16 protein-coding genes are annotated in these 18413 nt (G+C 70.7%); 7 read left to right on the forward strand and 9 right to left on the reverse strand.

The annotated features are described in order from the left end of the window. Window positions 1–141 precede the first annotated feature (141 nt). From OOK34_RS03935 to OOK34_RS03950, 4 genes are all read left to right on the forward strand, one after another. Window positions 142–3333 (forward strand): nitrate- and nitrite sensing domain-containing protein, encoded by a 3192-nt coding sequence (locus OOK34_RS03935; RefSeq protein ID WP_267032463.1) that lies wholly within the window; start codon window positions 142–144, stop codon window positions 3331–3333. A gap of 10 nt (window positions 3334–3343) precedes the next feature. Then, window positions 3344–3757, forward strand: a complete 414-nt coding sequence (locus OOK34_RS03940; protein ID WP_030037347.1) for a roadblock/LC7 domain-containing protein — start codon at window positions 3344–3346, stop codon at window positions 3755–3757. 93 nt (window positions 3758–3850) lie between these two features. After that, a complete protein-coding gene (locus OOK34_RS03945; RefSeq protein WP_267032464.1) occupies window positions 3851–4405 on the forward strand; it encodes a DUF742 domain-containing protein in 555 nt (184 codons plus the stop codon). Beyond that, window positions 4386–4970, forward strand: a complete 585-nt coding sequence (locus tag OOK34_RS03950) for an ATP/GTP-binding protein (RefSeq protein WP_007266770.1) — start codon at window positions 4386–4388, stop codon at window positions 4968–4970. The genes OOK34_RS03945 and OOK34_RS03950 overlap by 20 nt, the downstream gene beginning before the upstream one ends. Before the next feature lie 162 nt (window positions 4971–5132). Here the strand turns inward: OOK34_RS03950 and OOK34_RS03955 are convergent, their stop codons facing one another. Both OOK34_RS03955 and OOK34_RS03960 read right to left on the reverse strand, forming a co-directional pair. Further along, the gene (locus tag OOK34_RS03955) at window positions 5133–5333 is read right to left on the reverse strand and encodes an acyl-CoA carboxylase subunit epsilon (protein ID WP_267032465.1); all 201 of its coding nucleotides are present in this window, start codon (window positions 5331–5333) and stop codon (window positions 5133–5135) included. 23 nt (window positions 5334–5356) lie between these two features. Continuing rightward, window positions 5357–6940: an acyl-CoA carboxylase subunit beta gene (locus OOK34_RS03960; RefSeq protein ID WP_267032466.1), complete on the reverse strand. Its 1584-nt coding sequence runs from the start codon at window positions 6938–6940 to the stop codon at window positions 5357–5359. A 241-nt stretch (window positions 6941–7181) separates the two neighbouring features. Between OOK34_RS03960 and OOK34_RS03965 the strand changes: the two genes are divergently transcribed. Next, window positions 7182–7814, forward strand: a complete 633-nt coding sequence (locus OOK34_RS03965; protein ID WP_267032467.1) for a YceI family protein — start codon at window positions 7182–7184, stop codon at window positions 7812–7814. 19 nt (window positions 7815–7833) lie between these two features. On the opposite strand, the gene OOK34_RS03970 is transcribed toward OOK34_RS03965, so the two are convergent. From OOK34_RS03970 to ureA, 6 genes are all read right to left on the reverse strand, one after another. Further along, on the reverse strand, window positions 7834–9186 hold the full coding sequence (locus tag OOK34_RS03970) for a hypothetical protein (protein ID WP_267032468.1): 1353 nt from the start codon (window positions 9184–9186) through the stop codon (window positions 7834–7836). Window positions 9187–9269: 83 nt separating this feature from the next. After that, on the reverse strand, window positions 9270–10892 hold the full coding sequence (gene cimA / locus OOK34_RS03975; protein ID WP_267032469.1) for a citramalate synthase: 1623 nt from the start codon (window positions 10890–10892) through the stop codon (window positions 9270–9272). 334 nt (window positions 10893–11226) lie between these two features. After that, window positions 11227–11841 (reverse strand): TetR/AcrR family transcriptional regulator, encoded by a 615-nt coding sequence (locus tag OOK34_RS03980; protein WP_267032470.1) that lies wholly within the window; start codon window positions 11839–11841, stop codon window positions 11227–11229. Window positions 11842–11871: 30 nt separating this feature from the next. After that, window positions 11872–12909, reverse strand: coding sequence for an agmatine/peptidylarginine deiminase (locus OOK34_RS03985; protein ID WP_267032471.1), 1038 nt, complete (start codon window positions 12907–12909; stop codon window positions 11872–11874). A 46-nt stretch (window positions 12910–12955) separates the two neighbouring features. Further along, entirely contained in the window at window positions 12956–14638 is a 1683-nt protein-coding gene (locus tag OOK34_RS03990; protein WP_267036611.1) for an urease subunit alpha, read from the reverse strand. Between the two features lie 56 nt (window positions 14639–14694). After that, window positions 14695–15420 (reverse strand): urease subunit gamma, encoded by a 726-nt coding sequence (gene ureA, locus OOK34_RS03995; protein ID WP_267032472.1) that lies wholly within the window; start codon window positions 15418–15420, stop codon window positions 14695–14697. A 157-nt stretch (window positions 15421–15577) separates the two neighbouring features. Between ureA and OOK34_RS04000 the strand changes: the two genes are divergently transcribed. Next, complete coding sequence (locus OOK34_RS04000) at window positions 15578–17005, forward strand: cytosine permease (RefSeq protein WP_267032473.1); 1428 nt, start codon at window positions 15578–15580, stop codon at window positions 17003–17005. 34 nt (window positions 17006–17039) lie between these two features. Then, window positions 17040–17195 (forward strand): hypothetical protein, encoded by a 156-nt coding sequence (locus OOK34_RS04005; RefSeq protein WP_267032474.1) that lies wholly within the window; start codon window positions 17040–17042, stop codon window positions 17193–17195. Between the two features lie 84 nt (window positions 17196–17279). Here OOK34_RS04005 and OOK34_RS04010 read toward each other — a convergent pair whose 3' ends face one another. Beyond that, a complete protein-coding gene (locus OOK34_RS04010; protein WP_267032475.1) occupies window positions 17280–18365 on the reverse strand; it encodes a branched-chain amino acid aminotransferase in 1086 nt (361 codons plus the stop codon). Window positions 18366–18413 lie beyond the last annotated feature (48 nt).

Consider the following 18413-nt stretch of genomic DNA (forward strand, 5'->3'; position numbering starts at 1 on the left):
CCGCAGCTCGCTCTTTATGTCCGATTTATGTGGGGCATATGGCTTGCGGAATGGCCAGATTCAACTGTTTGGAACACGGCACTTAACCGTGCTGGAATTCAACGAACTAGCTAGTAGCACCGCCGAGAGGTTGTTGGTCGAGTGAGGCGAAGCAACTCGAGCCCCGCGGATGAACCCGCGCGAGGCAACTTCACCCCGCCGCCGCGCGGGGCCATGTCGCCCGTCGACGTGCCCGTGGAACCACCCCCGAGCAGCGGCAGCGCCAGCAAGTTCTCCCCCCGCAACTGGCGGGTGGCCACGAAGCTGAACGCCATCCTGCTCGTACCCGTCCTCGTCGGACTGGTCATGGGCGGCTTCCAGGTGAAGGGCTCGGTCGACACCTGGAACGAGGCGAAGGACGCGGAGAAGACCGCGCGCATCGTCCAGGCCGCGGCCGAATACGGCCAGGCCCTCCTCAACGAGCGCGACCTCACCGCCGAGCCCCTCCTGAAGGGCGACCGCAACAACGACGCCGTGACGAAGGCCTACGCGACCACCGACGCGGCCAAGGCCAAGTTCGCCCAGGCCGTCAAGGGCCTCCCGGCGAACCAGGGTCTGGAACGCCGCCTCGAGCTCTTCCGCCAGGAGGAGCCGAAGCTGGACCAGGTCCGCAAGACGGCCTACGCCGTTCCGGAGTCCCAGAAGAAGAACCTCCCCGCCTCGGCCGGCCCCATCCCGACCGAAGAGGGATACGTGCTGGTCCAGCACTACCTCATGCAGTTCTCCAACGAACTGGGCCTGGGCACCGGAAACGTCACCAGCTACGGCCGCATGGTCTACGCAGTCGAGCTGGCCAAGGCCGCGAACTCGCTCCAGCGCTCGGTCGGCACGCACCTGCTGGTGCGTCCGAACGAGAACGAGGAGATCCGCAAGGCCCAGCTCGTCGCCTTCTCCTCCTACGCGTACCTCGAAGAGATCGCGGTCGGCGAGTACGTCGCCGCCGGCACCGACGAGGACACGAACCGGCTCAAGGAGGTCATGGGCAAGAAGTCGCAGGAGGGCGCCGCCAAGCTCGCGCAGGCCAAGCAGGCCGCCGAGCAGTCCGGCACCGTCTTCAAGGCTCCGCCCGTGGTCAACGGCTCCGCGCTCACCGGCATGACCGAGGCGATAGCCAGCGGCGAGAAGAACACCAAGCTCGCCCTGAACGGCACCACCTCCCCCGCCTGGCAGGCCGCCTCCACCGCCAAGTTCGACGGCTACGCCGAGATCGAGAAGGAACTCCTCGACAAGGCCGTCAAGGACTCCGTCGCGGTCTCCGACAAGGCCCAGAGCGACGCCATCGTGACCGGCGCCATCGTGGTCGTGGCCCTGCTCGCCGCCTTCATCCTGGCCGCGATGATGGCCCGCCAGATGAGCCGCTCGATGCGCCGCCTGCGCACCTCCGCCTTCGACATCGCCGAGCAGCGCCTGCCGGCGCTCGTCGACCAGCTCTCGCGCACCGACCCGGGCAAGGTCGACACCCGCGTGTCGCCGATCCCGATCACCTCCCAGGACGAGATCGGCGAGGTCGCCCGCGCCTTCGACCAGGTCCACCAGGAAGCGGTCCGGCTCGCCGCCGAGCAGGCGCTCCTGCGAGGGAACGTCAACGCGATCTTCACGAACCTCTCCATGCGCAACCAGTCGCTGATCGAGGGCCAGCTGACCCTCATCACCGACCTGGAGAACAACGAGGCGGACCCGGACCAGCTGGAGAACCTCTTCCGCCTGGACCACCTCGCCACCCGTATGCGCCGCAACGGCGAGAACCTCCTCATCCTCGCGGGTGAGAACCCGGGCCGCCGCTGGGACCAGCCGGTGCCCCTCGTCGACGTGCTGCGCGCCGCCTCCTCCGAGGTGGAGCAGTACGAGCGCATCGAGCTCTCGGGCGTCTCCGAGGCCGAGATCCACGGCCAGGCCGTGACCGACCTCGTGCACCTGCTCGCGGAGCTGCTGGAGAACGCCACCACGTTCTCCTCCCCCCAGACCAAGGTCCGGGTGAACGCCACGCGTCTGCCCGACGGCCGTGTGATGGTCGAGATCCACGACAAGGGCATCGGCCTCACCGCCGAGGACTTCGCGGACATCAACCACAAGCTGGCCAACCCGCCGACCGTGGACGCCGCGATCTCGCAGCGCATGGGTCTGTTCGTGGTCGGCCGGCTGGCGGACCGCCACAGCATCCGCGTCCAGCTGCGCCCCTCGGGCGAGGCGGCCGGCACCACCTCGCTGGTCATGCTCCCCGACGCCATCACCCACGGTGGCGGTGGCGAGGGCATACCGGACGACGACTTCACCGTCTCCTCGATGATCCCGCAGCAGAACGCCCAGCAGGCCGCCCCGCTGCGGACGGCCGCCGAGCTCGGCTTCGACGACTCGCGCTACGAAGCCCAGGGCGGCCAGGGGGCCGGCGAGCAGCCGGCCGACCCGGTCGTGCGGTCCCTGGGCCGCGAGGAGCGCCGGGCCGCGCTGGAGGCACAGCTCGGCTCCCCGCAGGAGCAGTACCCCGGGCAGGGCTCCCAGGAGTATCCGGAACCTCAGCCCGAGCACGGGTACCAGGAGTACCAGGGCTACGAGCAGCAGTCCGCGCAGGGCTACGAGGCCCCGTACGAGACCCAGCAGCAGCCGCAGGCCTACGAGTCGTACCCGGAGCAGGGCTATGCCTATCCGGAGTCCGGCTACCAGGACGGGCAGCAGTCCGCCCAGGGGTACGAGGGCGGCTACGAGGAGCAGTCCCAGCAGGCCGAGTGGCCCGAGCAGAACACCTACTCGGGCTCCTACCAGCAGGATTACGGGACCGAATCGGAATCCCCCTCCGCTCCCGAACCGGCCCTGGACCGCGTAGGCTTCGACCGTCCGGGCGCCGCTGCCGACACCGGTCACCAGATGACCGGAGCGGGCCTGCCGCGACGCGGCAGCCAGCAGCAGTGGCAGCCGGGACAGCAGGAAGCGGAGTCCGCCGGATCCCTCTTCGAGCAGCGGCCGCAGCGTCAGCAGCAGGCCGCCGAACCGAAGCAGGAACCGGGGGAGGCAGGAACCGGCGCGGGCTGGCGTTCGACGAACGACGAGCGCTGGCAGCAGGCCGGCAAGCTCCGTGAGCCGAAGGCGGGCGGGGTCACCCCGTCCGGTCTCCCTCGGCGGGTGCCCAAGGCCAACCTGGTCGAGGGCGCTGCGGAGACGACCCCGCAGGGCGGCCCCCAGGTCTCCCGCGCCCCGGAGGACGTCCGTGGCAGGTTGAGCAACCTGCGACGCGGTGTCCAGCAGGGACGCAGTGCGGGTTCCGAGCAGTCAAGTAACAGCTATGACCAGGAGCGTTAGTGTGAGCGCGATGAGCCAGGCGGCGCAGAACCTTAACTGGTTGATCACCAACTTCGTGGACAACACCCCTGGGGTGTCCCACACGGTGGTGGTCTCCGCCGACGGCCTTCTGCTGGCGATGTCCGACGGATTCCCGCGCGACCGCGCCGATCAGCTGGCGGCCGTGGCCTCCGGCCTGACCTCGCTGACCGCCGGTGCCTCCCGGATCTTCGAAGGCGGTGCCGTCAACCAGACCGTGGTGGAGATGGACCGGGGATTCCTCTTCCTCATGTCCGTCTCCGACGGATCCTCGCTCGCGGTGCTCGCGCACCCCGAGTGCGACATCGGCCTCGTGGGCTACGAGATGGCCCTTCTCGTGGATCGCGCGGGCAGCGTCCTCACCCCGGACCTGCGCGCGGAGCTCCAGGGAAGCCTTCTCAACTAGCAGACGGGCAGTGCGTTTCGCGTCATCGCACCATAGGGTGCGGTGGCGCGGTTCCACAGGGAGTACTGCGTTCTTGGAGTCGGAGGAGGAAACGTGACAACACCCGGAGGACATCCATATGGCGGCCAGCTGCCGCAGGGTGGGCACGACCAGAACCGCTTCAACTTCCCCTCCGCTCCCAGCCGGCCCATGCCGGAGCACAACCCCTACGGGCAGCAGCCGTACGGCCAGCCCCAGCAGCCCCAGGCGCCTCACCGGCTTCCGCAGCAGCCCCCTCGGGCCGCACAGCCGCAGGCCCCGAAGGCGCACAACCCGCTGGTGCGCCCGTACGCGATGACCGGCGGCCGTACCCGGCCGCGCTACCAGCTCGCCATCGAGGCGCTGGTCAGTACCACGGCAGATCCCGCGCGGCTGCAAGGGCAGTTGCCCGAGCACCAGCGCATCTGCCGCCTGTGCCAGGAGATCAAATCCGTCGCGGAGATCTCGGCACTTCTCTCCATTCCTCTTGGTGTCGCCCGAATCCTCGTCGCCGACCTGGCGGAGGCGGGCCTTGTCGCCATTCACCAGCCCGGCGGCGACGAGTCTGCCGGCGGCCAGCCAGATGTGACACTGCTCGAAAGGGTGCTCAGTGGACTTCGCAAGCTCTAACGGCGGAGCGGCTCCGCGCTCCACCACCTCCGCGAAGATCGTGGTGGCGGGCGGCTTCGGCGTGGGCAAGACCACGTTCGTCGGCGCGGTCTCCGAGATCAACCCGCTGCGCACCGAAGCCGTCATGACCAGCGCCTCCGCAGGTATCGACGACCTCACCCACACCGGTGACAAGACGACGACCACGGTCGCGATGGACTTCGGCCGCATCACCCTGGACCAGGACCTGATCCTGTACCTCTTCGGTACGCCGGGCCAGGACCGCTTCTGGTTCATGTGGGACGACCTGGTGCGCGGCGCGATCGGCGCCGTCGTCCTCGTCGACACCCGGCGCCTCGCCGACTGCTTCCCCGCGGTCGACTACTTCGAGAACAGCGGCCTGCCCTTCGTCATCGCCCTCAACGGCTTCGACGGGCACCAGCCCTACACCCCCGAAGAGGTCCGCGAGGCGCTCCAGATCGGCCCGGACGCGCCCATCATCACCACCGACGCCCGCCACCGCGCGGACGCCAAGAGCGCGCTCATCACGCTCGTCGAGCACGCCCTGATGGCCCGCCTGCGGTAAGGCAAGGTGTGGGAAGGCCCCCGTGTCGCAGGACACGGGGGCCTTCGCCGTTCCCGAGCCGCGAGCCGCGTACTCGAGCCGCATGCCCCGAGCCCGCCTGCCGCGGGCATGCCGAAGGCCCCGCACCCCTGAGGGGATGCGGGGCCTTCGGAGGTCCGGTGCTCAGCCGCGCCAGCTGTGGGGGGCCTGGAAGCCCCGGCTGCGCTCCAGGCGGCGCCAGCCGGCCGCGGCGGGGCGGGTGGCGGCGGCCTCGTCGGGGGTGGCGGCGGCGCGGGCGAGGAGGATCGCGGTGATCGCGGCCAGCTCCTCGGGCTCGGCGTTGCCCTTCTCGACCTTCAGCAGGGTGTCGGTGGCGGTGCTCATCGTTGGCAGGTCTCCTTCGCTCGTTACTGCGGCGGGTTGCCGTGCTTGCGGGACGGCAGATCGGCGTGCTTGGTGCGGAGCATCGCGAGGGCGCTGACGAGCACCCCGCGGGTCTCGGCGGGGTCGATGACGTCGTCCACGAGGCCGCGCTCGGCCGCGTAGTACGGGTGCATCAGCTCGGCCTTGTATTCCTTGACCATCCGGGCGCGCATCGCCTCGGGGTCCTCGGCGTCCGCGATCTGCTTGCGGAAGATCACGTTGGCGGCGCCTTCGGCGCCCATGACGGCGATCTCGTTGGTGGGCCAGGCGTAGGTGAGGTCGGCGCCGATGGACTGGGAGTCCATGACGATGTACGCGCCGCCGTAGGCCTTGCGCAGGATCAGCGAGATGCGCGGCACAGTGGCGTTGCAGTAGGCGTACAGCAGCTTGGCGCCGTGGCGGATGATGCCGCCGTGCTCCTGGTCGACGCCCGGCAGGAAGCCGGGGACGTCCAGCAGGGTGACGATCGGGATGTTGAAGGCGTCGCAGAGCTGGACGAAGCGCGCGGCCTTCTCGGACGCGTGGATGTCCAGGACACCGGCGAGGTGGCCGGGCTGGTTGGCGACGATGCCGACGACCTGGCCGTCCAGGCGGGCGAGGGCGCAGATGATGTTGCGCGCCCAGCGCTCGTGGATCTCCAGGACGTCCCCGTCGTCGACGAGCTCCTCGATGACCTTGAGCATGTCGTACGGGCGGTTGCCGTCGGCGGGGACCAGGTCCAGGAGGACGTCCGAGCGCCGGTCGGCGGGGTCGGAGCTCTCGTGGACCGGGGGGTTCTCGCGGTTGTTGGAGGGCAGCATCGTGATGAGGTAGCGGACCTCGGAGATGCAGGTCTCCTCGTCGTCGTACGCGAAGTGCGCGACGCCGGAGGTCTCGGCGTGCACGTCCGCGCCGCCGAGGCCGTTCTGGGTGATCTCCTCGCCGGTCACCGCGCGGACCACGTCCGGGCCGGTGATGAACATCTGCGAGGTCTCGCGGACCATGAACACGAAGTCCGTCAGGGCCGGGGAGTACGCGGCGCCGCCGGCGCAGGGGCCGAGCATGACCGAGATCTGCGGGATGACACCCGAGGCCTTGGTGTTGCGCTGGAAGATGCCGCCGTAGCCGGCGAGGGCGGAGACGCCCTCCTGGATACGGGCGCCCGCGCCGTCGTTGAGGGAGACGAGCGGGGCACCGGCCGAGATGGCCATGTCCATGATCTTGTGGATCTTCGTGGCGTGGGCCTCGCCCAGGGCGCCGCCGAAGATCCGGAAGTCGTGCGCGTAGACGAAGACCGTACGGCCCTCGACCGTGCCCCAGCCGGTGATCACGCCATCGGTGTAGGGCTTCTTCGCCTCCAGCCCGAAACCGGTCGCCCGGTGCCGGCGCAGCTGCTCGACCTCCCTGAAGGAACCTTCGTCGAGCAGGAGCGCGATGCGCTCACGTGCGGTCAGCTTGCCCTTGGCGTGCTGCGCCTCGGTCGCCCGGTCGCTGGGTCCGCGCTGGGCCTCCTCACGGAGGGAATGCAGCTCGGCCACGCGCCCGCGGGCGTCCGTCGGCTCGCTCGGAGTCTGGTCCACAACGGTCATGTACCGACCTTACGAAGCGCGACCATCAAAACCCTCCGTCGGTTCTACACAGTCTCGGACCCCGTCCGCTGTCCGGCCCGGACAGAACCTCCGAAGCATGCATGGACTCCCCCAGTCGGGACCTTGGCCCTTTGTGGAGGTCCAACAAAAACCCGGAAGAAGTTGAAATTTGAACGGAATGGGTCTAGCGTCCCTCTTGTTGAATGTTGAACCAAACAGCAGGAACTCACAGGAGGAAGTCATGGGTCTCTTCACCCGTCGCAGCAGCCAGACCGCCCGCGTTCAGGAGGGGGCTCCCGCCTCCGCCGTCGCCACGCTCGAGGTGGACCCGGCGCTCGCCGCGCTCACCGGTGACTACGTCATCGACGCCGCCCACAGCAGCATCGGCTTCACCGTGCGCCACGCCATGGTGACCAACGTCCGCGGCACCTTCGCCGACCACGAGGGCACGCTCCGCCTCGACGGCTCCGACCCCTCGCGGTCGACGGCCTCCATCGACGTCAGGATCGCCTCGGTCGGCACCGGTATCGCCGACCGCGACGCGCACCTGCTGGGCAGCGACTTCTTCGACGCCGAGCTCCACCCGCTGATGACCTTCCGCTCCACCTCGGCGGCGCACCTGGGCGGCGAGGCGTACCGCATCTCCGGCGAGCTGACGATCAAGGACGTCACGCGCCCGCTCTCCATCGACCTGGAGTTCGCCGGCTCCGCCACCGACGTCTACGGCAACGAGCGCGTCGGCTTCGAGGGCTCCGCCGAGATCCTGCGCTCCGACTGGGGCCTGACCTGGAACGCGGCGCTGGAGGCCGGCGGCGTGATGGTCAGCGACAAGGTGAAGCTGACCTTCGACATTTCGGCGATCAAGCAGGCCTGACGCGGAACCCCGGGGGCGGCTACCAGCCGCCCCCGCCGTCGAATCCCCCACCGCCGCCGAAGTCCCCGCCGCCGAAGTCGGACGGGTTGAAGTCGGCTCCGGAGACGTCTCCGCCCTCGAACCCGCTTCCGTCACCGCCGTATCCGCCGCCGAAGTCCGAGGCGTAGGCGGGGCTGGACATCATCGAACCGAGCATCGTGCCCATCAGCAGACCGGGCAGCATGCCGCCGCCGAAGTACCCGCCGGCCCAGGGACCGTACACCGGGCCGGCGTCGTAGTACGGGCGCGGACCGTGCTCCGTGTCGACGGTACGGACCGCCGGGTCCAGGCCGTCGCGCAGCCGTACGGCGTCCGCCGTGCAGACCGGCACGTTGCGGGCCGCTCCGCCCGCCGGGGCCCAGGTGGCGTCCTCGGCGCTCGGGCCGTGGCGCGGGTCGAAGAAGCAGGGCGCGCGGCGCTCGGGCACCGGCTCGCCCCGGCGACGGGCGTCGAGGCAGGCCAGGGAGTACCGGCCGTCCTCCAGCGCCTGGGTCACGCCCTTGACCTCTTCGGGGTGGCGGACCGAGGCCATGATCTGCTTGGCCTTCTCGTAGGAGTCCAGGCCGTGCTCGTAGTCCTTGCGCATGGCGTCGTCGGCGCCGGGCTCACCGGGGTGGAAGTCGAGGCGGTCGAGCTCCTCGCCGAAGGCGGTGATGTCCTCGTCCACGACCACGCCGAGGCGGGCGACGGCCTCCCGTCGGACCTCTTCCTTCTTCTGCCGGTTGCGCTTGACCAGGACGTACGCGCCACCGCCGCCGACCAGGGCCACCGCGCCGAGGCCGATCAGGGCGCCGGCGGAGGAACCGTCGTCCCCGGCCGCGCCGCCCCAGGAGGCGGGGGCCTCGCCCTTGGTCTGGGTCAGGGCCTGGTCGACGAAGTTGCCGAGCTGCGTGGCCGCGTCCACCGGGCCGCCGGTCTTGACGGCCTCGGTGAGGTTGCGTACGGCGTTCTGCGGCATGACGGCCCGGTCGGCGCCCGCCTTGAACCCGTCGCCCAGCCGGATCGCGTACAGCCCGGTGATCCCGGTCTCGGCGCGGACGGCGCCGAGCACCTTCTCCTGCGGGAACTCGGCGGTGGCCGGCAGTACGGCGACGAACACCGGCTTCCCGGCGTCCTTGATCTTCTTCGCCAGCGCGTCGGCCTCGGCCTTGGGCAGCTGCGCCTCGGCCCGGGGGTCGACGTAGACCGGCCCCTTCTTGAGCGCCTCGCCCACGGCGGCGACCCCGGTGGCGGCCGCCGCCTGCGGTGCGGCCGCGACGGCGGTCGCCGACAGGGCCAGCAGCAGACCGGCCGCCACTGATCCAAAACGTACGGATATCAGCCTGGTCCTCATACTCACGACGCTACCCGAACCGGTACTTTCCTGTGTGAGTAGGACATAAGTCCGTCGCGGACCCGTGCTGATCCTCCGCGGGACTACTCGGCCGGTTCGACGCCCGCGTGCAGGAGGCCGAAGGTGAAGGCGTCCTCCAGGGCCTGCCAGGACGCGGCGATCACGTTCGGGGCGACGCCGACGGTGTTCCACTCGCGGGTGCCGTCGGTCGTGGAGATCAGGACGCGGGTCGTGGACTCCGTGCCGTGCGTGCCCTCCAGGATGCGGACCTTGTAGTCGATCAGCTCGAACTTGGCCAGCTGGGGGTAGAAGCCCTCCAGCGCGACCCGCAGGGCGCGGTCCAGGGCGTGGACCGGGCCGTTGCCCTCGGCCGTGGCGACGATCCGCTCGCCCTTGGCCCACAGCTTGACCGTGGCCTCGTTGGCGTGGGTGCCGTCGGGGCGGTCCTCGACGATGGCCCGCCAGGACTCGGTACGGAAGTACTTGCGGGCCCGGCCCTCGGCCTCGGCGCGCAGCAGCAGCTCGAAGGAGGCGTCGGCGGCCTCGTAGGTGTAGCCCGCCAGCTCCCGCTCCTTGACCCGCTCCACGACCCGGGAGATCAGCGCGCGGTCCCCGTTCAGCTCGACGCCGAGCTCCTTGCCCTTGAGCTCGATGGAGGCGCGGCCCGCCATGTCGGAGACCAGCATCCGCATGGTGTTGCCGACCCGCTCGGGGTCGATGTGCTGGTAGAGGTCCGGGTCGACCTTGATCGCCGAGGCGTGCAGGCCCGCCTTGTGCGCGAAGGCGGAGACACCGACGTACGGCTGGTGCGTGGAGGGGGTGAGGTTGACGACCTCGGCGATGGCGTGGGAGATGCGGGTCATCTCGGCGAGGGCGCCCTCGGGGAGGACCTTGCGGCCGTACTTGATCTCCAGCGCGGCGACGACCGGGAAGAGGTTGGCGTTGCCGACCCGCTCGCCGTAGCCGTTGGCGGTGCACTGGACGTGCGTGGCGCCCGCGTCGACGGCGGCCAGGGTGTTGGCGACGGCGCAGCCGGTGTCGTCCTGGGCGTGGATGCCCAGGCGGGCCCCGGTGTCGGCGAGGACGGTGGTGACGGTGGCGCTCACCTGCGCGGGGAGCATGCCGCCGTTGGTGTCGCAGAGGACGACCACATCGGCGCCGGCCTCGTGGGCGGCGCGGACGACGGACTTGGCGTACTCGGCGTTGGCGCGGTAGCCGTCGAAGAAGTGCTCGCAGTCGACGAAGACGCGGCGGCCCCGTCCGACGAGGTAGGAGACGGTGTCCCGGACCATCTCCAGGTTCTCTTCGAGGGTGGTGCGCAGCGCGAGTTCGACGTGGCGGTCGTGGGATTTGGCGACGAGGGTGATGACCGGGGCGCCGGACTCCAGGAGGGCGCGCACCTGGGGGTCCTCGGCGGCGGAGCCGCCGGCCCGGCGGGTGGCGCCGAAGGCGACCAGCTGGGCGTTCTTGAACTCGATCTCGGCCCGGGCGCGGGCGAAGAACTCGGTGTCGCGGGGGTTGGCGCCGGGCCAGCCGCCCTCGATAAAGCCGACTCCGAAGTCGTCCAGGTACCGCGCGATGCTCAGCTTGTCCGCGACCGTGAGGTTGATGCCCTCACGCTGGGCGCCGTCGCGCAGGGTGGTGTCGAAGACGTGGAAGCCGTCGTCGAGTGCCTCTGTCGGCTGGGTCGCCTCTGTCGTCGTCATGCTGATCTGACTCCTGTCGGATGAGTGGTTCCGGAGACCGGGGATCCACTGCCCCCATCATCGCGCGCTGCCCGGTTCCGGCATGATTTCGGGCCGGGAAACGAAAAGACCCCTCGCGGGTGCGAGAGGTCTGCGCGCGGGTCTGAGGCACGGTGGCCGCTGCCGCGAAGGTCGTCCACGGTTCAGCGGTCACAGAGGACCGGCGCGCTGCTGTCCATAATCATGAGCTGAGCAGACACGCTCGCAGTGTGACACACGGCCCAGCGGCGGTGGACGCCGGTCTCAGCATGCGGGCACCCACCGTCCGGCAGGCGGCCCGCCCCTGTGGAACCGCCTAGAGGGCAAGGGTTTCGGCGAGGAATTCCCCTACGTGTTCCAGGATGTCCTCGCGCCCTATGCCGGGCAGGCCGACGGCGACCTGGATGCTGAAGCCGTCGAGCAGGGCCCGCAGCCTGGCGGCGAAGCGGTCGGGGTCCACCGGGCGGAACTCCCCGCGCGAGATGCCCTCGGCGAGCAGGGCGACCAGGTCGCGGTGCCAGGCGCCCTCGATGGCGCCCTGCCGCTCGCGCTCCTGGGGGCCGGCGTTCTGGGACCGGTTCCAGACCTCCAGCCACAGGGTCCAGTGCGGATCCCGGGCGCCGTCGGGCACGTACAGGTCCACGTACGCCTGTACGCGCTCGCGCGCCGGTCCGCGGCGGGCCAGCAGGGCCCGCCGCTCGGTGCCCAGGGCCGCCTCGCTCCACTCCAGGGTCTGCAGCAGGAGCTCGTCCTTGCTGCCGAAGTAGTAGAGGAGGTGGCCGCTGCTCATGCCGACCTGACGGCCCAGGCCGGCCATGGTCAGGCCCTCGAGCCCGCGCTCCGCGATCGTGGCCATGGCGGCGACGAGTACGTCCTCGCGCGGGGGCGCGTTCTTGCGCGCCGCCCGTACCGGTACTCCACCCGCCACCATGGGTCACTCCTTCGTGAGGTCCGCCTGAGGTCAGACCCTCGGCTGCTGCTGGGTGATGCAGTGGATACCGCCACCCCCGGCGAAAATCGTACGTGCGTCAACGAGGGTCACGGTCCGCTCGGGGAACAGTCCGCGGAAGATCTCGGCGGCCTCCTCGTCGCGCGGGTCGTCGAAGGCGCAGAGCACCACGCCGCCGTTGCAGAGGTAGTGGTTGATGTACGAGTAGTCCACCCACTCGCCGTCCTCCTCCAGCACGGTCGGCGCCGGGACCTCCACGACCTCCAGCAGCCGGCCCTGCGCGTCGGTGGAGGCGCGCAGGATGGCGGCGATGGTCTTGCAGCGCTCGTGGTCCGGGTGGGCCGGGTCGGGCTGGGTGTGGACCATGACCACGCCGGGGCGGGCGAAGGCGGCGACGATGTCCACGTGGCCCTGGGTGCCGTAGGTGCCGTAGTCGCCGGCCAGGCCGTACGGCAGCCAGATGGCCTTGGTGGTGCCGAGGTGGGCGTGGATCTCGGCCTCGACCTGCTGGCGGGTCCAGCCGGGGTTGCGGCCCTCGCCGAGCTGCACGGTGTCGGTGAGGAGCACGGTGCCCTCGCCGTCGACGTGGATGGCGCCGCCCTCGTTCACCAGCGTGGTGCTGTAGGTGCGGGTGCCGACGACGTCCGAGATGTGCCGGGCGATCTTCGAGTCGTGGTCCCAGCGGGCCCACTCCTGGGCGCCCCAGCCGTTGAAGGTCCAGTCGACCGCGGCCAGTTCACCGGCGTCGTTGGTGACGAAGGTCGGGCCGATGTCGCGCATCCAGGCGTCGTCGAGCTCGCGCTCGACCAGCTGGACGTCGTCGCCGACGATGGCGCGGGCGCTGTCCGCGTCACCGGGCGAGACCACCAGGGTCACGGGCTCGTACGAGCGGACCGCGCGAGCCACGGCGCCCCAGGCCTCGCGGGCCTCGGCGAGCTCCTGGGCGTTGGTGAAGGTGGGGTTGGGGCTGGGCCAGGCCATCCAGGTGCGCTCGTGGGGCATCCACTCGGCCGGCATCCGGAAGCCGTCGTTCACGGGCTTTGCAGTCATGGCAGGGAGGTCCTTAGGGCTGTGCTGACTTACAGACTGTGCTGGTTTAAAAGAAGTACAGGCGGTTGAGGGAGGCCGAGTCGGCCGCTTCGGAGCGCAGCGGTTCTCCGTCGAGGGAGACGAGTCCGCTGCGCGCGTCCACATCGACCGCGCCCACCCGGGAGTTGAGGAGGAGGTCGGCCGGGCCGATGCCGCGGGTGCCGCGTACGGCGACCCGGCGCCGGCGGGTGGGCATCTCGTCGCCGCCCAGCGCCGCCGCGGCGGCCGAGACGAAGGCGACGGAGATGTCCGCGGCGGTGGCCCCGTACGAGCCGAACTGCGGTCCGAGGACGAGCGGTTCACAGGTGTCGGTGGCGGCGTTGGGGTCGCCGGTGACCCCGTAGGCGGGGAAGCCGGACTTGAGGACGAGCTGGGGCTTGGCGCCGAAGAACTGGGGGCGCCAGAGCACGATGTCGGCGAGTTTGCCGACCTCGATGGAGCCGATCTCGTGGGCCAGGCCGTGGGCGATGGCCGGGTTGATGGTCAGCTTGGCCATGTAGCGCAGGACGCGGGCGTTGTCGTCGCCCTCGCCGTCGCCGTCCAGCGGGCCCAGCTCGCCCTTCATCTTCGCCGCCATCGCGAAGGTGCGGCGGATCGTCTCGCCGGCCCGGCCCATGCCCTGGGCGTCGGAGGAGGTGATGCCGATGGCCCCGAGGTCGTGCAGGACGTCCTCGGCGCCCATGGTGCCCGCGCGGATCCGGTCGCGGGCCATGGCGGCGTCGCCGGGGAGGTCCGGCTTGAGGTCGTGGACGGAGACGATCATGCCGTAGTGCTCGGCGACCGCGTCCCGGCCGAAGGGCAGGGTGGGGTTGGTGGAGGAGCCGATGACATTCGGCACGCCCGCCATCTTCAGCACGTTGGGGACGTGTCCGCCGCCGCAGCCCTCGATGTGGAAGGCGTGGATGGTCCGGCCGTCCAGCACCCGCAGGGTGTCCTCGACCGAGAGGCATTCGTTGAGTCCGTCGCTGTGCAGGGCGACCTGTACGTCGTACTCCTCGGCCACCCGCAGGGCGGTGTCCAGGGCCCGGGTGTGGGCGCCCATGTCCTCATGGACCTTGAAGCCGCACGCACCGCCCTCGGCCAGGGCCTCGACCAGCGGGGCCGCGTCCGAGGAGGAGCCTCGGGCGAGGAAGCCGATGTTGACGGGCCAGGCGTCGAAGGCGTTGAAGGCGTGCTTCAGCGCCCAGGGGGAGTTGACGCCGACGCCCCAGACCGGGCCGAACTCCTGGCCGATGATCGTGGTGACACCGGCGGCGAGCGAGGCCTCCATGATGCGCGGGGAGAGCAGGTGGACGTGGGTGTCCACGGCTCCGGCGGTGGCGATCAGACCCTCACCGGAGACGATGCTCGTGCCCGTGCCGACGACGACGTCCACCCCGTCGAGGGTGTCGGGGTTGCCGGCCCGGCCGATCGCGTGGATCCGGCCCTCGCGGATGCCGATGGAGACCTTCCGGATGCCCAGCACGGCGTCGATGACCAGCACGTTGCTGATCACGACGTCGCAGGTCTCGCGGACGGCGGCGGCCTTCAGGTGCAGGCCGTCACGGGCGGTCTTGCCGAAACCGGCCAGGAACTCGTCACCGGGCTTCTGCGCGTCGTACTCCACCCGGACGGTGAGGCCGGAGTCGCCGAGCCGGACCCGGTCCCCGGCGCGGGGGCCGAAGACGGAGGCGTACTCGTGCGGGTCGATGTGCCGGCTGCCGGGGGCGCAGTGCGCGCTGTGGTCGGTGTGGGGGGTCTGACGGCTCACGCCTGGTCTCCGTCCTTGTCGTCGGCCTGCTCCCGGCCGGGGGTGACGCCGAGGTAGCCGCAGGCGGCCGCGCGGCGCAGGGCCTCGTCCTTGGCTCCGGGGGCGTCCAGGGGGCCGTCGACCAGGCCGGCGAAGCCGATCGCGATCCGCTCGCCGCCGATCGGGACCAGGCCGACCTCGCCCTCGCCGTGCGGGTCGAACCGTACGGAGGAGCCCGCCGGTACGCACAGCCGCATCCCGTAGGCGGCGGCGCGGTCGAAGTCGAGCCGGGGGTTCGCCTCGAAGAAGTGGAAGTGGGAGGTCACGCTGACCGGCACGGAGGCGGTGTTGCGCACGTGCAGGTGCAGCTGCGGTTCGGGCTGCGGCGCGCCGGGACCGGGTACGACCGCGCCCGGGGCCTCGTCGCCGAGCGATACGGCGCCCCGGATGGGCGCGGAGACCACCGCGAGCCGGGATCCGTCGTCGAAGACGGCCTCCACGTGCACCTCGGTGACCACGTCGGCCACGCCGGGCAGGACGTCGTCGGGGCCCAGCACACTGCCGGCCTCCTCGATGGCCTCCGCCAGCCGCTTGCCGTCGCGCGCCGCCTCGCAGACCGTGTCCGCGATCAGCGCGGTGGCCTCGGGGACATTGAGCCTCAGGCCCCGGGCCCGTCGGGCCCTGGCCAGTTCCGCGGCGCTGCGCAGCAGCAGCCGGTCGCGCTCCGTAGGGGTCAGCCGCACGCCGATCCACCACCTCTTGAGTCGATGGGTTAGAGCATCACTCTAACTCTTCATTTCCTCGCAATGAAGCATTGACCTGGGACCACGGCTTAGGTCACATTGAATGCCGCTCAAACGAATGCGCAACCACCCCCCGCCCTGCCAAGGGAGTCCCCCCATGCCCATCGAACAGCGCGGAGTCGACACCATCCCGGAGGAGGAGCGGACGAGCGGTCCCCGTGACCTGATCTCGATCCTCCTCGGCTCCAATCTCTGCCTCGGCGTGATCGTCTTCGGCTGGCTTCCCCCGTCCTTCGGACTGGGGCTGGTGCCCTCCGTCACCGCCATCGTGACCGGCACCCTGGTCGGCATCGCCTTCACCGCGCCGCTCGCGCTCGTGTCCCTGCGCACCGCGACCAACCTGTCCACCTCCAGCGGCGCCCAGTTCGGCGTACGGGGGCGGCTCGTAGGCTCCGTGGTCGGTCTGCTGCTGTCACTCGGCTACACCGCGCTCACCCTGTGGATCGGCGGTGACGTGATGGCCGGAACCCTCGCCCGGCTCACCGGGCTGCCGGACACCGGTCTCACCCGGGCCGTGATGTACGGCGTCCTGGCCGCGTGCACCGTCGTCGGGGCCGTCTTCGGCTACCGGCTGCTGCTGCGCATGAGCAAGGTGCTGTCCGTCGGCATGGTGGTCCTGCTGGCCGTCGGCGTCGTCGCCTACGCCCCGGACTTCACCACCGCCGCCCCGCCGGACACGGAGTACCTGCTCGGCTCCTTCTGGCCGACCTGGCTGCTGGCCGCCGTCGCCGCCGGGCTCAGCGGGCCCGTGGCCTTCATCACCCTGCTCGGCGACTACACCCGCTACATCTCCCCGAGCCGGCACGGCTCCCGCAAGGTGTTCTGGGCCACGTCCCTGGGGCTGCTGATCGGCCTGCTGATACCGCAGCTGTTCGGCACCTACACCGCCCTCGCCGCCCGGGCCGGCGCCGACTACGCCGGGCCGCTCGTGGAAGCCGCGCCCTTCTGGTACCTCGTCCCGCTGCTCGCCGCCGCCGCTGCCGGTTCGGTGGGCAACGCCGGGCTGATGCTCTACTCCATGGGCCTGGACCTGGACGCCATCGTGCCCAGGGCCACGCGCACCAAGGCCACCGTGATCGCCGCGGCCGTCGCCACCGCCTTCGTGTTCTTCGGGTCGTTCGAGTGGGACGTGCAGTCCGCGATGACCTCCTTCGTCCTGCTGCTCACCGCGATCGGCACCCCCTGGGCCGTGATCACCCTGATCGGCTACGTGCGCTGCCGGGCGATCTACGACGCCGATGCCCTCCAGGTGTTCAACCGTCGGGCCCGCGGCGGCGTCTACTGGTACAGCGGCGGCTGGAACCTCCGCGCCACCGCCTCCTGGGCGGCCGGCGCGGCCGTGGGCCTGGCGGCCGTGTCGACCCCGGTGTACGAGGGCCCGCTGCTGGCCCTCACCGGCGGGGTGGACTGTAGTTTCATCCTGTCGGGGCTGGTCGGCGGCGCGGTGTACACCGCGCTGGCGGTCCGGCCGCAGGCGGCACCGGCCGCCGGTCCGGCGGGGAAGGTAGCGGTGGCGGCCGAATAGGACGGGGCCGCCGCGAACGACACGGGGAGGCGTCGTGGAAGAACTCGCATACGTGGCGGGAAAGATCGTCAAGGGGATCGCGGGCCTGGCCTACGCCTTCGGCGACACCCTGATGGGCCTCGGCCCGGAAGGATCGGGCACATCCCGCAAGGAGAAGAAGGACGAGGGCAAGGCGAACGAGGAGCGCTGACCACGCTCCTCCCCCCTGCCCCACGACGCCCGAAGGCCCCCCGCGCATCGCGCGGGGGGCCTTCGGCATACGGGGCCGGACACCCTAGCCGAGCGGGTGCATCCAGCCGTGGGTGTCGGCGGTGTGGCCCGTCTGGAGGTCCAGGAGCGCCTTGCGGAGCTTCATGGTGACCTCGCCGGGCTGCCCGTCGCCCTGGGTCCAGTCGGCGCGCTCGGACTTGACGGAGCCGACCGGGGTGATGACGGCGGCGGTGCCGCAGGCGAACACCTCGGTGAGGGTGCCGTTCTCGTTGTCGCGCTTCCAGTCCTCGGTGGTGATGCGGCCCTCCTCGGCGGTGTAGCCGAGGTCGCGGGCGATGGTGAGGAGGGAGTCGCGGGTGATGCCCGGGAGGAGCGAGCCGGTCAGCTCGGGGGTGACGATGCGGTCGCCGTACACGAAGTACAGGTTCATGCCGCCCATCTCCTCGATCCAGCGGTGCTCGACCGCGTCCAGCCAGACCACCTGGTCGCAGCCGTGCGAGGCGGCCTGGGCCTGGGCGACGAGGGAGGCCGCGTAGTTGCCGCCGGTCTTGGCGGCGCCGGTGCCGCCCTTGACGGCGCGGACGTACTCCTCGGAGAGCCAGACGGAGACGGGCTTGACGCCACCGGGGAAGTACGCACCGGCGGGCGAGGCGATGACCATGAAGAGGAACTCGTTGGCCGGGCGGACACCCAGGCCGACCTCGGACGCGAACATGAACGGCCGCAGGTACAGCGAGGCCTCGCCGGAGTCCGGCACCCAGGCGCGGTCCTGCTTGATCAGGGCGTCGCAGGCCTCGATGAAGAGATCGGCCGGCAGCTCCGGCATGGCCATGCGGCGGGCCGAGGCCTGGAACCGCTCGGCGTTGGCGCGCGGGCGGAAGGTGGCGACGGTGCCGTCGGGCTGCCGGTATGCCTTGAGGCCCTCGAAGATCGTCTGCGCGTAGTGCAGGGTCATGTTCGCCGGGTCGATCGACAGGGGCGCGTACGGGACCAGCTCGGCGTCGTGCCAGCCGCGGCCCTCGGTCCACTTGATCGTCACCATGTGATCGGTGAAGCGGCGGCCGAAGCCGGGGTTGGCCAGGATCGCGTCGCGCTCCGCGTCGGACAGCGGGGTCGAGGAGGGCTTGAGCTCGATCGTGGGCGTCGTCATGAGTGCTTGTCCTTCACCGGTTGGGTATGGCGGACCGCGCTCATGCGT

Origin of the sequence: Streptomyces sp. NBC_00091, from assembly GCF_026343185.1 — a bacterium.
Lineage (GTDB): Bacteria > Actinomycetota > Actinomycetes > Streptomycetales > Streptomycetaceae > Streptomyces.

What these genes read in the sequence shown, in the direction of transcription:
- OOK34_RS03940 (WP_030037347.1), top strand. Translation starts at nt 3,344, where the DNA reads ATGAGCCAGGCGGCGCAGAACCTTAACTGGTTGATCACCAACTTCGTG.
- OOK34_RS03955 (WP_267032465.1), bottom strand. Translation starts at nt 5,333, where the DNA reads ATGAGCACCGCCACCGACACCCTGCTGAAGGTCGAGAAGGGCAACGCC.
- OOK34_RS03960 (WP_267032466.1), bottom strand. Translation starts at nt 6,940, where the DNA reads ATGACCGTTGTGGACCAGACTCCGAGCGAGCCGACGGACGCCCGCGGG.
- OOK34_RS03965 (WP_267032467.1), top strand. Translation starts at nt 7,182, where the DNA reads ATGGGTCTCTTCACCCGTCGCAGCAGCCAGACCGCCCGCGTTCAGGAG.
- OOK34_RS03970 (WP_267032468.1), bottom strand. Translation starts at nt 9,186, where the DNA reads ATGAGGACCAGGCTGATATCCGTACGTTTTGGATCAGTGGCGGCCGGT.
- cimA (WP_267032469.1), bottom strand. Translation starts at nt 10,892, where the DNA reads ATGACGACGACAGAGGCGACCCAGCCGACAGAGGCACTCGACGACGGC.
- OOK34_RS03980 (WP_267032470.1), bottom strand. Translation starts at nt 11,841, where the DNA reads ATGGTGGCGGGTGGAGTACCGGTACGGGCGGCGCGCAAGAACGCGCCC.
- OOK34_RS03985 (WP_267032471.1), bottom strand. Translation starts at nt 12,909, where the DNA reads ATGACTGCAAAGCCCGTGAACGACGGCTTCCGGATGCCGGCCGAGTGG.
- OOK34_RS04000 (WP_267032473.1), top strand. Translation starts at nt 15,578, where the DNA reads ATGCCCATCGAACAGCGCGGAGTCGACACCATCCCGGAGGAGGAGCGG.
- OOK34_RS04010 (WP_267032475.1), bottom strand. Translation starts at nt 18,365, where the DNA reads ATGACGACGCCCACGATCGAGCTCAAGCCCTCCTCGACCCCGCTGTCC.